15 protein-coding genes and 2 pseudogenes are annotated in these 13,982 nt (G+C 75.8%); 9 read left to right on the top strand and 8 right to left on the bottom strand.

Translation table 11 applies throughout. The features are described from left to right. Window positions 1–99 precede the first annotated feature (99 nt). Together ACZ4WV_RS23960 and ACZ4WV_RS23955 are read right to left on the bottom strand one after the other, a co-directional pair. Window positions 100–4,776, bottom strand: coding sequence for an HAD-IC family P-type ATPase (locus ACZ4WV_RS23960; RefSeq protein ID WP_465749934.1), 4,677 nt, complete (start codon window positions 4,774–4,776; stop codon window positions 100–102). Window positions 4,777–4,791: 15 nt separating this feature from the next. Further along, complete coding sequence (locus tag ACZ4WV_RS23955) at window positions 4,792–5,277, bottom strand: hypothetical protein (protein WP_465749932.1); 486 nt, start codon at window positions 5,275–5,277, stop codon at window positions 4,792–4,794. A 240-nt stretch (window positions 5,278–5,517) separates the two neighbouring features. Here ACZ4WV_RS23955 and ACZ4WV_RS23950 point away from each other — a divergent pair, with 240 nt between their 5' ends. Next, on the top strand, window positions 5,518–5,901 hold the full coding sequence (locus ACZ4WV_RS23950; RefSeq protein ID WP_465749930.1) for a hypothetical protein: 384 nt from the start codon (window positions 5,518–5,520) through the stop codon (window positions 5,899–5,901). Between the two features lie 116 nt (window positions 5,902–6,017). On the opposite strand, the gene ACZ4WV_RS23945 is transcribed toward ACZ4WV_RS23950, so the two are convergent. After that, on the bottom strand, window positions 6,018–6,422 hold the full coding sequence (locus ACZ4WV_RS23945) for a YybH family protein (protein ID WP_465749928.1): 405 nt from the start codon (window positions 6,420–6,422) through the stop codon (window positions 6,018–6,020). Window positions 6,423–6,568: 146 nt separating this feature from the next. Between ACZ4WV_RS23945 and ACZ4WV_RS23940 the strand changes: the two genes are divergently transcribed. Continuing rightward, window positions 6,569–6,955, top strand: coding sequence for a hypothetical protein (locus tag ACZ4WV_RS23940; RefSeq protein ID WP_465749926.1), 387 nt, complete (start codon window positions 6,569–6,571; stop codon window positions 6,953–6,955). Between the two features lie 21 nt (window positions 6,956–6,976). Here ACZ4WV_RS23940 and ACZ4WV_RS23935 read toward each other — a convergent pair whose 3' ends face one another. After that, entirely contained in the window at window positions 6,977–7,444 is a 468-nt protein-coding gene (locus tag ACZ4WV_RS23935; protein ID WP_465749924.1) for a universal stress protein, read from the bottom strand. Window positions 7,445–7,860: 416 nt separating this feature from the next. Next, window positions 7,861–8,427, bottom strand: coding sequence for a dihydrofolate reductase family protein (locus ACZ4WV_RS23930; RefSeq protein ID WP_465749922.1), 567 nt, complete (start codon window positions 8,425–8,427; stop codon window positions 7,861–7,863). Window positions 8,428–8,489: 62 nt separating this feature from the next. Between ACZ4WV_RS23930 and ACZ4WV_RS23925 the strand changes: the two genes are divergently transcribed. The 4 genes and pseudogenes from ACZ4WV_RS23925 (at window position 8,490) to ACZ4WV_RS23910 (ending at window position 10,481) form a co-directional block, all read left to right on the top strand. Beyond that, window positions 8,490–8,621 (top strand): hypothetical protein, encoded by a 132-nt coding sequence (locus ACZ4WV_RS23925; protein ID WP_465749920.1) that lies wholly within the window; start codon window positions 8,490–8,492, stop codon window positions 8,619–8,621. Window positions 8,622–8,624: 3 nt separating this feature from the next. Then, window positions 8,625–9,094: pseudogene (locus ACZ4WV_RS23920) on the top strand (enoyl-[acyl-carrier-protein] reductase FabV); the annotation flags it as partial. 83 nt (window positions 9,095–9,177) lie between these two features. Continuing rightward, window positions 9,178–9,444, top strand: coding sequence for a hypothetical protein (locus ACZ4WV_RS23915; protein WP_465749918.1), 267 nt, complete (start codon window positions 9,178–9,180; stop codon window positions 9,442–9,444). Beyond that, window positions 9,441–10,481, top strand: a complete 1,041-nt coding sequence (locus ACZ4WV_RS23910) for a hypothetical protein (protein ID WP_465749916.1) — start codon at window positions 9,441–9,443, stop codon at window positions 10,479–10,481. The genes ACZ4WV_RS23915 and ACZ4WV_RS23910 overlap by 4 nt, the downstream gene beginning before the upstream one ends. 24 nt (window positions 10,482–10,505) lie before the next feature. Here the strand turns inward: ACZ4WV_RS23910 and ACZ4WV_RS23905 are convergent, their stop codons facing one another. Continuing rightward, window positions 10,506–10,745: a hypothetical protein gene (locus ACZ4WV_RS23905; RefSeq protein ID WP_465749914.1), complete on the bottom strand. Its 240-nt coding sequence runs from the start codon at window positions 10,743–10,745 to the stop codon at window positions 10,506–10,508. 312 nt (window positions 10,746–11,057) lie between these two features. Here ACZ4WV_RS23905 and ACZ4WV_RS23900 point away from each other — a divergent pair, with 312 nt between their 5' ends. Next, a complete protein-coding gene (locus ACZ4WV_RS23900; protein WP_465749912.1) occupies window positions 11,058–12,011 on the top strand; it encodes a hypothetical protein in 954 nt (317 codons plus the stop codon). A 25-nt stretch (window positions 12,012–12,036) separates the two neighbouring features. Here ACZ4WV_RS23900 and ACZ4WV_RS23895 read toward each other — a convergent pair whose 3' ends face one another. Continuing rightward, a complete protein-coding gene (locus tag ACZ4WV_RS23895) occupies window positions 12,037–12,477 on the bottom strand; it encodes a nuclear transport factor 2 family protein (RefSeq protein WP_465749910.1) in 441 nt (146 codons plus the stop codon). Window positions 12,478–12,602: 125 nt separating this feature from the next. On the opposite strand from ACZ4WV_RS23895, the gene ACZ4WV_RS23890 reads away from it, so the two are divergent. Together ACZ4WV_RS23890 and ACZ4WV_RS23885 are read left to right on the top strand one after the other, a co-directional pair. After that, window positions 12,603–13,175 carry a TetR/AcrR family transcriptional regulator gene (locus ACZ4WV_RS23890; RefSeq protein WP_465749908.1) on the top strand — a complete coding sequence of 191 codons (573 nt, stop codon included), beginning with the start codon at window positions 12,603–12,605 and terminating at the stop codon, window positions 13,173–13,175. Between the two features lie 81 nt (window positions 13,176–13,256). Beyond that, a pseudogene (locus tag ACZ4WV_RS23885) lies at window positions 13,257–13,541 on the top strand (iron chaperone); the annotation flags it as partial. A 52-nt stretch (window positions 13,542–13,593) separates the two neighbouring features. On the opposite strand, the gene ACZ4WV_RS23880 reads toward ACZ4WV_RS23885, so the two are convergent. Beyond that, complete coding sequence (locus ACZ4WV_RS23880) at window positions 13,594–13,758, bottom strand: hypothetical protein (protein ID WP_465749906.1); 165 nt, start codon at window positions 13,756–13,758, stop codon at window positions 13,594–13,596. Window positions 13,759–13,982 lie beyond the last annotated feature (224 nt).

Here is a 13,982-nt window from a genome sequence, read left to right as displayed (position 1 = left end):
GGTCCACGCGATCCTCCCTCCGTGCGAGGGCGGAGCAACCCCATCGGAGCAAGGCCCCCGGGCGCGCTGCCGTCGCGCGGCCGGGTGGGCTGCCCGCGGTCACCCGCTCCGACGGTGCCGCACGGCGGCCGCCCCGTGTGCCGCGGCGCGGACCAACAGCCGCTCCACGGCGGGGACATGGCGCGGCGCCACGGCGGCCACGCCGACGGCGGCCGCGACACCCGCCCAGCCGACCGGCCCCAGCGGGGTGCAGCCGAAGAACCGGCTGACACCGGGGGTCTGGACGAGCACCGCGAGCGCCGCCGCGGAACCGAGGACGGTCACCACGACCAGCCCACTGCTCCGCCGGTCGCTGAGCGTCTGGACGAGCTGGGCGCCGACCACGCCGCACAGGGCCATGGTGCTCGTGCGCCGCGCCGAGCCGGGGGTGACGGTGCCGATCAGCCAGGCGGTGGCCCCGCCGAGCGCGGTGACCATGCCGCGCTGGCGGATCTGCCGGCTCAGCGGCTCACCGAGCGCCGAGATGCCCTCGGACGCCGACGGGACGGTGTCGTCGGACGGGGTGCCGGGAGCCTCCCGGCCGTCCGGGCCGTCCGGGCTGTCCGAGCTGCCCTGGCTGCCCTGGCCGTTGCGAGCGGCCGGGCTGTCGGTGTCGCGCGGGGTGGCCGCCATCGCCATCGCCGGGAACATGTCGGTGAGCAGGTTGACCAGCAGGATCTGCCGGGTCGACATCGGCGCGCTGCCGGACAGCAGCGTGCCGAGCACCGAGAAGCCGATCTCACCGGCGTTGCCGCCGATCAGGATGCTGATCGCGTCCGCCACGCTGCGCCACAGCGCGCGCCCCTCGGCGACGGCGTCGGTCAGGGCCGTCAGCTCGTCGCCCGTGATGACCAGGTCGGCCGCGTTGCGCGCGGCCGCCGAGCCGCGGGCGGCGACGCCGACGCCGATGTCGGCGGCGCGGATCGCGGCCGCGTCGTTCGCGCCGTCGCCGACCATCGCCACCACCCGGCCCGCCTCCCTCAGCGCCTCGACGACCTGCAGCTTCTGTTCGGGGGCGACGCGCGCGACCACGCCGCAGTCACGCAGCCGCCGGGCCCGTCCGGCCCGGTCCAGGGCGGCCAGGTCCTCACCGGTGACCAGCTCCACGTCCTCGGGCCAGCCCAGGGAGACGGCAACGGCCCGGGCGGTGGCCGGGTGGTCGCCGGTGAGCATGACGGGCCGCACCTGCGCCCGCCGCAGGCCGTCGATCAGGGCCGCCGAGCCCGCGCGCGGGGTGTCGGCGAGCGCGACGAAGCCGACCAGGCGCAGCTGTCCCAGCGGCAGGTCGAGCGCCTGGTCGTCGCCGTCCCAGTCCCGGGCGGCGACGGTGAGCACCCGCAGGCCCTCGTCGGCGAGGGCGGTGACCGTCGCGCTCATCCCGTCCCCGGCGTCGGTGCAGGCCGGCAGGACGACCTCCGGCGCGCCCTTGACCACCAGCAGCCGGCGGCCGTCCCGGTCCGTACCGGTGGCACCGGCGTAGCCGCGACTGGCCTCGAACGGCAGGCTCTGGGCGGCGGTCCAGGCCGGTTCGGGGGCGGCGGCGAGGACCGCCTCGTCGGTGGAGTGGGCGTGGGCGACCAGTCCGTCGTCGGGCGGCGGGCAGGCCCGGGCGGCCATCCGCAGGACGGCTTCGGCCTCGGGCGCGTCGCTCGGGTGGAGGCGGCCGTCCGCCGTGCCGATCCGGCTGACCCGCAGGCGGTTCTCGGTCAGGGTGCCGGTCTTGTCGAAGCAGACGGTGTCCATCCGGCCCAGCGCCTCCAGCACCCGCGGGGTGCGCACCAGCAGCCCGTGCCGGCTGAGCCGGCGGGCGGCCGAGAGCTGGGCGACGGTCGCCACCAGCGGCAGCCCCTCCGGCACGGCGGCCACCGCAACCGCGAGCCCGCCCTGGACGGCCTCGCGGACCGGGCGGCCCCGGAGCAGGGCGAGCGCCGCGACGGCCGCGCCGCCGAACAGGGTGAACGGCAGGTTGCGATCGGTCAGTTGACGCAGCCGGGCCTGAACGCCGCCGGGCGGGGGCGTCCGGGCGGCGAGGTGGGCGGCGCGGCCGGCCTCGGTGTCCCGGCCGGTTCCCACCACGACGGCCCGGGCCTGCCCGGCCACCACGGTGGTGCCCTCGAACACCATGCACCGCCGGTCGGCGACCGGAGCCTCGGGGGTGGCGTCCACCTGCTTGGTGACCGGAAGCGACTCGCCGGTCAGCGCGGACTCGTCGACCTCCAGGTCGTCGACGTCGAGCAACCGGGCGTCGGCGGGCACCACCTCACCGGTGGTCAGCTCGATCAGCTGACCGGGCCTCAGTCGGGCGGCGTCCACCGTGCCGGTCCGTCCGTCCTGGACCACGTGCGCGACCTGACGCTGCGCCAGCTCCAGGGCGGAGATGGCGTTTTCGGCCCTGAGCCGCTGCACCCCGCCGACCAGCGCGTTCATGGTCATGGCTCCGGCCACCAGCAGGGCGTCCACGGGCGAGCCCAGCAGGGCGGACGCCGTCGCCCCGACGAGCAGGATCGGCGTGAGCGGGTCGTCCAGTTCGGCGCGCACCGCCCCGGCCAGGTGGACGGCCTGCCGGGCCGGGGCCAACACCGGGTGCCGGGCCGTCCGGCGCAGGGCGTCCCCCGCCGTGCGCAGTGCGGCAGGGGCGGGCCGGGCCCCGACGGCTCTCAGCCGGGCCAGCGCCTCGCGCGGCGGCAGCGCGTGCCAGGCGATCCGCGGCGGCGGGTGCGGGGCGCCCCGGGTGGAGACCCGCAGTGCGGCGCGCCAGCCGGAGAACAGGGCGGCGGCCGTCGCGAGGTTGACGGGGGAGAGGCGGGCCGCGATGGGGAAGGTGCCGTGCGCCCGCCTGCCGCGGGTGAGGACCAGCAGGCCGGACAGGGCGGTGCCGGCCTCGGCGAGCGTGGTCGAGTGCCGGGCCACCGTCCGGGCGGCGGGGATCGCCGCCAGCAGCCGCCACACCGCGTCCAACCCGTGCAGGGCCAGCAGGTCCGCTCCCCACACCACCGCGCCGGCGTCATCGGTGACGGCGACGGCGAGGTCGCCGCGGAGCAGGGCGGCGAGGACCTCGCCGGCGGCCTCAGAGGGCGCCCGGCCGCCGGCGGCGGGGACATGGGCGACGGTGAGCACCACTCGGCCGGCCCGCTGGAGTTCGGCGATGACCTCGGCCAACGGCCTTTCCGCACCCACGAGTTGGTCGGCCAGAGCGCCGAAGTCGCCGAGCGTTCCGTCGTCGGCGAGGACGACGTGGAGCCCGGCGCGGCGGGCCGCGTCCAGGGCGGCCTCGGCGCGCGGGTCGATCTCACGGGCTATCAGGACGGTGCCCACGTCGACTCCGTCGGCGGTGGCGATCATCAGCCCGGTGTCGGAACCGCGCTGGTCGGGAACGGGGCGCAGGCGGACCGGCGGAAGGTCGGTACCAGTTCCGGCCTCGGCGTCGGTATCCGTCTCGCCCTCGGTGTCGGTCTCCGCGGTGCCGAGGGCGGCGGAAGCCGCCAGCCACAGCCGGTCGTGGTCCCAGTCGGGAGCGTTGGGGTGGACGTGAAGGACCGTCCGCGTGCTGCCGCGCAGGGCGTCCGGGTGCAGGACGACGGTGTCGACGAGTTCAAGGCGCCGCAGCCGGTCCGGGTCGCGGACCAGCACGCCCTCGCGGGCGAGTTCGGTGCCGAGCGCGGCGGTGAAGGCGTCCGGCCCGTACCGGGCGGCCTTCGGGTTCCCGGCGACCAGGGCCTCGGCGGCCTCCGTGAGGTCACGGGCGATCAGCGCGGTCGAGGCGGCGCCGAGCAGAGTGCCGACCACTGCCTGGTCGGCGTACTCCTCGGCGGGCAGCGGGCGCAGCGGCGGTCGGGCGCTCCGGTCGGGCGCCACGCTGACCCGGCCCGCCGCGCAGACGGTGTCATGGGCGTTGTCGAAGGCGGCCGCGGCGCCGACCGCCTCCAGCAGACGGCCGGTGCGGAGCACCGCGTCCAGGACCAGCGCGGTGGGGGACCGCCCGATGCCGTGGGCGGCGGCGCCCGCGGCCGCCAGCACCAGGTCGGTGGTGGTGCTTCCGAGACGGCGCCGCAGCTCCCGGCGGACGTCCGGATCCTCGGTGAGCAGGCCCGCGCCCGCGGTGACCAGCCGGGGGGCGCTCCGCAGGTGGATCGTCCGCGCTCCGACGGCGGTGGCGAGGCCCACGGCGTCGCAGGCGAGACCGAACGCCTGGGTGCGGACACCGCGGATGCGGTCCGGGTGGGCCGCCTCCAGAACGTCCTCGTCGGCCTCCTCGTCGGCCGCCTCCAGCCGCTCCTGGGCGGCGAGTTCGGCGGCCCGGCCCACCACGCGGTCGGTGACGGCGTCCTCGGTCAGCTGCACGACCAGCCGGGCCAGGCCGCCGTCCCAATAGGCGGCGACCACGTCCGGCCGTCGGGCCAGTCCCACGGCCACCTTGCGGGCGGCGGCCTCCACGTTCCGCGCCCGGCGGCCCGCACCCGGCCCGGGGCGCAGCGGCAGCTGCAGCCGGGAGCCGGCCCGCCAGTACCCCCGGCCGGCCTCGGCGGCGTTCACGGCCACCCGGCCGACCCGCCGCGCCGTGGCGATCGCCTCCGCGGCGCCGTGCGCGCCGGTGCGCACCCCGACCCCGGCCGCCTCGGACGCCGCCTGCGCGGCGGTCCGGGCGACCGGGACGGCGCGGCGGGCGACCGCCGTCGGCACCGCGAGCGCCAGCCCGGCGCCGGTCGCGGACAGTCTGGTCAGCAGACGCGGAAGCATCCGGCGGCCCGCCGTTCAGGACACCGAGCCGGTGCGGCGCTGGGCCGCCCGGCCGGTCGTGCCACGGGCGGCCGAGCGGCCGGAGCGCGTGGCGGCGGCCGGCCCCGACGCCTTGGTCGGACGGCTCTTGGCCGTCGTCCGGCCCTGGCCGGTGGAGGCCGGCTTCCGCGGGCTCGGCCCGGCCGGGGCTGCTGCGGGCTCCTCGGCGCCCGCGGGCCGCGGCTGGGTCAGCCAGACGGCCGCCGCGCCGGCCGCTGCCACCGGCCACTCGACGGCGCCCAACGCGCCGAGCAGCCCGGCGCCGGCGTAGGCGGCGATGCGGCGTGCCCGGGGCGACACCAGACCGACGGTGTCCAACATGCCGTTGACGGCGCTGCCGACGGCGTCGGCGCCCGGCACCCGGTGGACGGTGGCGGTCACCGCGTCCACCGGGTGGAGCAGCATCGACGGTCCGGACGGCGGCCGCGAAGGGCCGGTTGTGGTGGGTTCGTGCTCGTTCATGATCGTCTCGCCCGGTTCGAAGCGGTCCAGGACCTCTTACGGCGTATGCACCGGACAGACCGGGCCAAACAGTCCGACAGGGGTTCTCTCCCTCCATGGTCCGTCCGGGCCTGGCGCTCCGCCCGGTCCGCCCGGTCCGGACGTTACGGGCGGCGCCCTCCGGGTAGGCGCCGCCCGGTAACCGGGGGCCGAGAACAGGACCGAAGGGAACTCCCCATGTTGCTGCTAGGACTTCTGTTGATGGCGGCGTCCGGCGCCTTCGTCGGGCTCCTGATCGCCGACAACCTCTCCGGCGGGCCGGAGTACCAGGTGACGATCCTCGGCAACGACCTCGTGAAGCTCGACAGCCTCGGGATCTTCCTGTCCGGGGTCGCCCTCGCCCTGCTGTTGTGCCTGGGCCTCGCGCTGATGTGGTCGTCCCGGCGCTACGCCCGCGGGACGGGACGGCACACGTACCGCGGTGCCCGCCCGGTGGAGCCCGCCGACCGGCCGGTGTACGGCGACGACGGGGGACGGCGGGCTCCCGTGATGCCGGAGGAGCGTGCGGCCGAACAGGGCGGCCGGGCCGGCGACGTCCGAGGCGAGGCGGGACGGCGGCGCGGCCGACACCTCTTCGGGCACTGAACCCGCCTCCCGAGAGCGCGAAGCGGTCCGGCCACCTCGGTGGCCGGCCCGCTTCGCGTGACGGCCGGTCCGACCGACCGCCGACGGGCCTTCCGTGTGTGGCTCGGCCGACCAGCTCACCTCGCGTTGCCGGGCAGCGGGAAGGAGTGGTGCTCGTGGGCCACCAGCCACCGCCCGTCCTCCTTCCGGAGCCCGACGGTGAGCCGCAGCCGTTGAGCCGGTCGCTCGGCGAGGTCCTGCCGGGTGCCGCAGCGCAGCAGGGCGTGGGCGAAGGCCACGTCCGCCCCCGCGGTGACCCGGAGCGACTCCAGCTCGAAGGAGGCGCCCTGCGCCTGCCACTCGAAGAACGGCGGCCAAGCGGCCCGGTACGCGTCGATGCCGAGGACGCCCTCGTACGGCGGCGGTACGTCGAACATGACGATGTCCGCGGTGTGGTCGGCGACGACCCCCTCCAGATCGCCCGCGTGCACGGCCGCGACCCAGCTCCGGATGAGGTCCTCGATCTGCTTCTCGTCGCTCATGACCATGGTCAGGATGCTGCGCCGCCCGCGCCCTCCCCGCAACGGCAGCCGCCGGCCCCGCCGCCGCCCCGTTGCGTTAGGAAACCTCTTTTCGGGGAAGCCGCCCCGCCGGATCATGAAGACGGCCGCGCGAGGAGGCGACCAGGATGGACCGGCAGGAGCCGATACCGCCGCTCAGCACCACGGACGACCGGCGGAGCGGCCACCGGCCGGACACCGTGCTCCGCCGCTTCTGCCTGTGGCTGCGCGGCCGGGCCTGGGACGTGACCAGCGGGCTGCGGCCGCGCACCGTGCTCGCGCTGATCGTGCTGTCCCTGGCCCTGTTGGCGACCGGCCTGCGGACCTCCGCCGAGCCCGTGTTCTTCTGGGCGTTCACCGGGGGCTGGGCACTGGCACTCGCCGTCGCCTTCGCCGTGCTGTGCGCCTGCGCTGGGCGCGGCCGCGACACCGCCGGGCTCCCGGTCCGTGAGCTGCCCCGGGAGGAAGGACCGGCGCTCCGGGGCCGGGACGCGGACGAGGAGGCCAGGCCGTGAGCAGCCCCGACAGCCGGGGCCTCAGTCCTGCGGCTGCGCCCGGACGATGACCACCGGGCAGCCGGCGTGCTGCGCGCAGCGCGTGCTCACCGAACCGAGCAGCGCCCGGGTGAAGCCGCTGCGGCCGTAGCCGCCGACCACCAGCACCTCGGCGCCCCGGGCCGCGTCCAGCAGGACGTCGGAGGGATCGCCCATCACCATCGCCCGCCGGATCTCGACGGGCTGCTCGCCGTCGAGCACGGCCCGGAGGCCATCGGCGAACCGGCGTTCGGCCAGTTCCCGGTCGAGGGTGTGGTCGACCACGGGTGCCGACCAGCCGAGGTGGCTCGGTGGCTCCCACGCGCCCACCGCCTCCACCACGCCGCCGATCAGTGCGGCGTGCTGGGCCGCCCAGCGCAGCGCGGCGTGTGACGCCGGCGAGCCGTCCACGCCGACCACGACGCGGGGTACCGAGTCGTTCGCGTCCATCTGTACCGTCCTGTCGGTCATCGCCCTCCCACCACGGTGCGGGCCGTCCGGGGCTGCTGCCAGTACGGCCCGGCACTCGGGTGACAGAGCCCGGGAAGTCCGTGCTTCCTCAGCCGAACCGGTGAAGATCACCGGGCAGGTCATCGAGCGGATGGCGGAGTGGCGGAACCGGCCGCTGGGTCCCGTCTGTCCGGCGGTGGCACGGGCTCATTCGGTGATGGGGTGACGCGGGGCCTGCGGGCCTTCGACGGTGATCCACCGCTGTTCGGTGAATTCCTCAAGCCCGTCCGCCGGACTTGCCGCAGCCGCTGTTCCGCACCCCGCCGAAGGGAGTCTGCGGTTCGTCGTCGAGGGTGGGGTACGGCCCTGAGGACATGCCACGATGCCACGACGGTGAGAGGAGGCCCCGTTCAGGCCGTGAGACAGCGGGAAGCTGCTCAGCGCCTCGTCTCGTACCTGGTCAGGACCACGCCGCCGGGGAACGTCCGCGTCTCCACCAGCTTCAGGTTCACCCAGTTGTCCAGCGCGGTGAAGAACGGCGTGCCGCCGCCCACCAGGACCGGATGGGCGGCGATCACGTACTCGTCGATCAGCCCGGCGCGCATGGCCGCCCCGGCGAGCGTTGCGCCGCCGATGTTCATCGGGCCGCCGTCCTCGGCCTTGAGCCGGGTGATCTCGGCGATCGCGTCGCCGGTGACCAGGCGGGTGTTCCAGTCGACCTGGTCGATCGTCGAGGAGAACACCACCTTCGGCGTGTCCCGCCAGTTCCGCGCGAACTCGATCTCCGCCGGGGTGGCGTCGGGCTGCTGGTCGCCGGTCGGCCAGTAGGAGCTCATGGTCTCCCACAGCTTGCGCCCGTACAGCGACAGGCCACTCGCCTGCTCGAGGTCGAGCCACCACTGGAACAATTCGTTGCTCGGCGGTCCGCTCCAACCGATGTCGTCGCCGGCCGCGGCGATGTAGCCGTCCAGCGTCAGGTTCATGCCGTAGATCAGTTTCCGCATGGCCCAGCCTTCCGTCCGTGGTCCGGCGTAGAGACCCGCGCGGCTCGGGAAACTCATCATCGGTGCGCGGTCCGGGCTCGCCGGTGGTCCTCGTGCTCGGGGTTCGCGGCGAGACCCTACGGGGCACCCTGCACTACCGCTACCACGCCGAGCCGGAAGCCGTCCTGGTGCTCACCCTGGTGGTCGACGCCTGACACGGCGCGGCCAAGGCGCACCTGGAGGCCACCGCCCCGGCCTGAACGAGCGCCTCGCCGCGGCGGTGGGCGGCCGGGCCGTGACCTCCGTCAACGGCGCCGCCGTCACCCAGTCCTCCACCGCCATCCCGGGCATCGCCCTGTACACCGGACTGCTGCGCGGTGTCCTCGGTGCGCGAATGATCCCGCCGGTGCGTCAACTGGCCGAGCTGGGGGATAAGTTGACCGGCGCGGCGCCGCTCGTCACGGACGATGAGGGCCGCGTCCGGCTGGACGCCTGGGAGCTCGCCGACGACGTCCAGGCCGCCGTCGCGCAACGCTGGGAGGCCGCCACCACGGCCACCGTCGGGAGCCTCGCCGACCTCGACTGGTTCCGCGCCGAGGTCCGGCGCCTGTACGGCTTCTCGGTGCCGGGCGTCGACTACACCGCCCCCGTGGCCACCGACATCCCCTGGCCCGACCACACCCACTGAGCGGCCGAGGAAACCGGCCGGTCCGAGCCCCCGGAAGGCCCACCCGGCGTGTGGAGGGAGCGGAACCGGCCGATCCTCGACTCATGGCATCGATCATCGTTCTGTTCGAGCTGGAGCAGGACGAGGCCCTCGGCCCGGACGGCGTGGAGCCGGTGGTGCTCGCGGTGCACGCCGCGGGCGCCGACCCCGACGCGCCCGAGGACCCGCTGCCGCGCACGCTGTGCGGTCTCGACACCGATGCGATGGAGCACTCCCACTACCGCGCCCTGCGCCCCGGCGACCCCTGGTACCCGCTCCCGCTGGCGGACCGGCGGTGCCGCGCCTGCGAGGCGGCGCTCCGGGCGCAGTGAGCGGCCAGGCGCCGGACCGCTCGGGCGGGGCGGACAAGGCGGACGAGGTCGACGGGCCAGACGGTCCGGGTGGGCCGGGCGGGGATTTCGACACCGTCGCGGACGCCCTCTACGGCGTGGCGCCGTCGGCGTTCACCCGGGCCAGGGACCAGGCCGCGGCCGACGCCCGGCGCGCCGGGGAGCGGGATCTCGCCTCCCGGATCAAGGCCCTGCACCGGCCGACCGTCGCCGCGTACGCCCTCAACCGCTTGGTGCGCGATCACCCTTCGGAGCTCGGCGCGTACCTCGACCTGGGCCGGGACCTTCGTCGGGCGCAGGCGGAGCTGGCGGGGCCCAGCCTGCGGGAGCTGTCCGCCCGTCGGCACCGGGTGGTCGCGGCGCTGACCTCCCGGGCCCGCGAGGCGGCCGCCGCCGGCGGCGTCGAGCCGGCCGAGGGGCAGCTGCGGGAGATCGAGGAGAGCCTGCGGGCGGCCTCCGCCGACGAGGAGGCGGCGGCCGCCCTGGCCGGCGGCCGGCTCACCGCCGGCGTCCGGCAGACCTCGGCCCTGCCCGCGCTGCCGGACGTCGCGGCGGTCGCGAGGACGGAGCCGAAGCAGCAGCGCGGCCGAACGGCTCGACCCCGGCCGCCGCGGGCACGCGAGGAGGAACCGGACCGGTCGGCCGCCGAACAGGAGACCCGGCGCCGCCGCGCTCAAGCCGAAGCCGCCCGGGCCGAAGCCGCCCGAGCTGAAGCCGCCTTGGCGGAAGCGGAGCAGGCGCGCCGGGCGGCTCTGCGCGACCGTGACCGGCTGACCCGCCAGGCGGAGCGGCTGGCCGCCGAACGCGATCGGGCCGGGCAGCGCGTCGAGCGGGCGCGGACCGAACTCCGGGAGGCGGAACAGCGGAGCGAGGCCGCCACGACGGCGCTCGCCCGGTGCGAGGCCGAGCGGGACGACGCCGCCGTTCGGGTCGCCGAGACGGAGCGGCAGGTACGGAAGGCGGCGGAACGCGTGGCCGCCGCTGGCGGCGCCGCCGGTGACCGGGAAGACGGGTCCTGACGTGGCCGGACCGTCGGGCCGCTCTCAGCTGCCGGCGCGGTCATCCGTCCGCCGGGCCCGGCGGCGTACCGTCACCCGTTCGACGCCGGTGCCGACGGCGAGCAGCGCGAACAGGAGCGCCGCCACGGCGCAGTACACGGTCGTCTCCGTGTCGTCGCTGACCACACCGGCGAGGACCGCGAGCACCACCGCCGTCAGTGCGAACAGTCCGGCGAACGACTTGGCCGCGAACCGCCGGGCCGGCGGGTCACCCTCGTTGGGCATGCCGACTCCCTCGACCTTCGGGGTCTCTTCCGGTTCCCGGCAGCTGCGCCTAACCGGCTCACCGGGGACCAAACACCGCCGCGTCCGGTGACGACCCCTACCGCGCGCCCGTACCCGTCGCATCCCGACGGACGGGCGCTGCCACCCAGCGCAGCGGGTGGGCGGGAATTCCGGCGCGCATTGCGCCCGCCGCTGATGCGGCATCACCTTTCTCATAAAAAAAGTTCGCCGCGTCCGGCCTTTTTCGTTTTTGAATAACGATTGGCTCTCGGGGCTATCCGGAATTCCCTCCGGGGTCCTACGCTGCGGCGCGTGTCGATATTCCGAAGGCTCCGTGCTTCCGGGCCGCGTCTGCGGCCGGAGCTCGACGACGTCCAACTCGGCCGCGTACGGCGGCAATTGAGCTCCATCGGGAGGCTGGGTCCGGACGACGTCCAGATCGACCAGGTCGAGCGGCTGCTCCAGGAATCCGGTACCGACTGGGACCGCCGCGGGCACCGTTTCGCGGTGCTCGCCGAGTCCGCCGCGCAGTCGACGTTCGCCCGGTCCTGGCGGCGGCGCCGCCCGCGCAGCGCCGACGCGCTGGTCTTCGACGCCTGGGTCGAGTTGGTCCGGGGCCGGCAGGGCGGGGGGATGGAGGACGCCCGCGCCGCCGCCGACCAGTGCTACCGGGCCGCCGAGGCCGAGCCCGCCGACCCCGGGCCCTGGGTGGTGCTGCTCTCGATGCTGCGGCTGATCCGTGCCGACTCGCGTGAGCTGTTCGCCGTCTGGGCCGAGGTGACCGCGCGCGACCCGTGGAACCGCGAGGCCTACCTGCAGATGCTGCGGTACCTGTCGCCGGAGGAGTGCGGCTCGCGCAGCAGCCAGCTGGACTTCCTCGACACGCTCCGGGCCTCGGTGCCGTCGGCCGCGCCGGTCGTGGGCGTCGAGCTGACCGCCCTGGTCGACGAGTACACCCGGACGACGGCCAAGGGCGGCGTCGAGGGTCTGATGGCCCGCCGCCAGTGGACCCACGTCCGGGCCGCCGGCGCGCTGGACGCGGCCCTGACCGGCTGGCCGCGCCAGGGCGCCCTGCGCCACGCGGCGGCCCTGGCCGACCTCAACCTGCTGGCCTACGCCCTCGTGCAGGCCGGCCGCGTCCGTGAGACCGGCGACACCTTCCACGCGATCGGTGACACCGTCACCGCCTGGCCGTGGTCGCTCGACGGCGATCCGCTCCAGGGGTTCGGGTACTGGCAGGCCAAGGGCCTGGCCTGGGGCGCCTGAGGCCGCCCCCGGGCCCCAGGCGCCCCTACTCGCCCTCCAGCGCCGCGACCAGCCGGGGCACCTCGCCGGCGGCCACGGCCAGGGCCAGGTGGTCGTGGTAGTCCCGGCTGTGCACGATGAGCCCGTCGCGGACCCGCAGCACCAGGATGTTGGCCATCTCGAAGGAGCGCCCGGTGCCCCGGTGGAGCACCCGGTAGTCGAACTCGGCGACGATCACCTCGGGGTCGTCGGTCTCCCGCACGACCACGTTCTGCGCCCGCAGCTCCAGCGGCGAGTGCGCGCCGACCTGCTCGAACCGCTCCGCGAGCACGGCCCGCCCCTCGAAGCGGCGCGGGCCGACCGGCTGGAACACGGTCTCCACCACCGCGTCCTCGGCGTAGAGCCCGGCCAGTTCGCCGAACCGCCCCTCGGTGATGCCGTCCAGGAGCGCGCGGAAGACCTCGCGCGGTGACGGAGTTTCGGACATGATCAACCCCCAAGGATCGTGTCACTGGAATCGGACCAGCGACTCCGCTTTGAACGACACGGACTGACCACTCCGGTTGTCCATGGGGTACGTCCGTGATCGCCGCGGACAGGAGGGAGACCGGCATGGGCGAGGCCGCGGACCGGCCGCTGCGCGCGGACGCCGCGCGCAACCGCGCCAGGCTGCTCGACGCCGCCACCGAGGTGTTCGCCGACCGCGGCGTCGGCGTGCCGACCGAGGAGATCGCCCGCGCCGCCGGGGTCGGGGTCGGCACCCTCTTCCGCCACTTCCCCACCAAGGAGGCGTTGCTGGAGGCGGTCATGGTCCGCAGACTGGAGACGATCACCGCCCGCACCGCGCAGCTCGCCGCCGAGGCCGAACCCGCCGAGGCCTTCTTCGCCTGCTTCCGCCTGGTCGTCGAACAGTCCGCGGGCAAGCAGGAGTTCACCCGCGCCCTCGCCGAGGCCGGGGTGGACGTGCACGCCTCCCTGCGGGAGTCGACCGCGCTGATGCGGGCCCAGCTGTCCGGGCTCCTCGCCGGGGCGCAGCGGGTCGGTGCCGTACGGCCCGAGGTAGGCCTGCCGGAGCTGATCGCCCTGCTCGTCGGCGTCGGCGCGGCGACGGATCAGCTGACGGCCGACCCGGAGGCCCGGGAGCGGATCTTCGACGTGGTCTTCGCCGGGCTGCGGCCCGCCTGACGGCGCCTCGCGCGCGCCCGGCACGCGGAAGGAGCTCCCGGACCCCGGGCGGGCCCCCTCGGCCAGGCGCGCCCGTGGGCTGCTGACCGGCCGGTGGCCGAGCGGGTGCACGCCGTCGTCACGGCCGCCGCCCCGGTGCTCGCACCGAAGCTCTGGTACGGGATGCCCGCCTACGCGCTGGACGGCAAGGTGGTCTGCTTCTTCCAGAGTGCGGAGAAGTTCAAGGCGCGCTACGCCACGCTCGGCTTCAGCGACCTGGCCACGCTGGACGACGGCCCGATGTGGGCGGCCGGCTTCGCCCTGACGGAGGTGACGCCGGAGGTGGCGGAGAAGATCGCCGCACTGGTGGAGCGGGCGGTTCGCTGAGCGGGCGCGCCGCCGCCCGCCCCTCCCGGCGGCTACCAACCCCCCTCGGCGGCTACCCGGCCGCCTCCGGCAGCAGGCCGAGACCGGCGAGGGCCTGTCGGCCGGCGCGGGCGTGGTCCCCGCCGGCCAGCAGGAGCGTACGCGCCGCCTGGTAGGGGCAGCCCGCCGCCTCGAAGGCCGCGGCGGTGGCGAGCAGGCGCGGGCCGTCGCCGTCCAACAGGGCCTGCGCCCGGTCCAGTTGGGCGGTGGCGACGGGGTTGCCGGCGACCCGGCTGCGGGCGGCGTCGATCCGGTCCTGGGCCTTGGGGCGTCCCGGCCCGGCCCGGCGGGCCCCGGCCCCACCGGGGCAGGGGCTCCCAGGACTCTGCCCCGGCGCCGTCCGGCGGCGGGGGAGTTTCGGGACAGTGGTGTCCCACCCGAGTGCCGCCGTGCCGCGCTACC

It is taken from the genome of Kitasatospora sp. NPDC029312, assembly GCF_055569215.1.
This window is presented reverse-complemented; position numbering and strand designations above follow the sequence as displayed.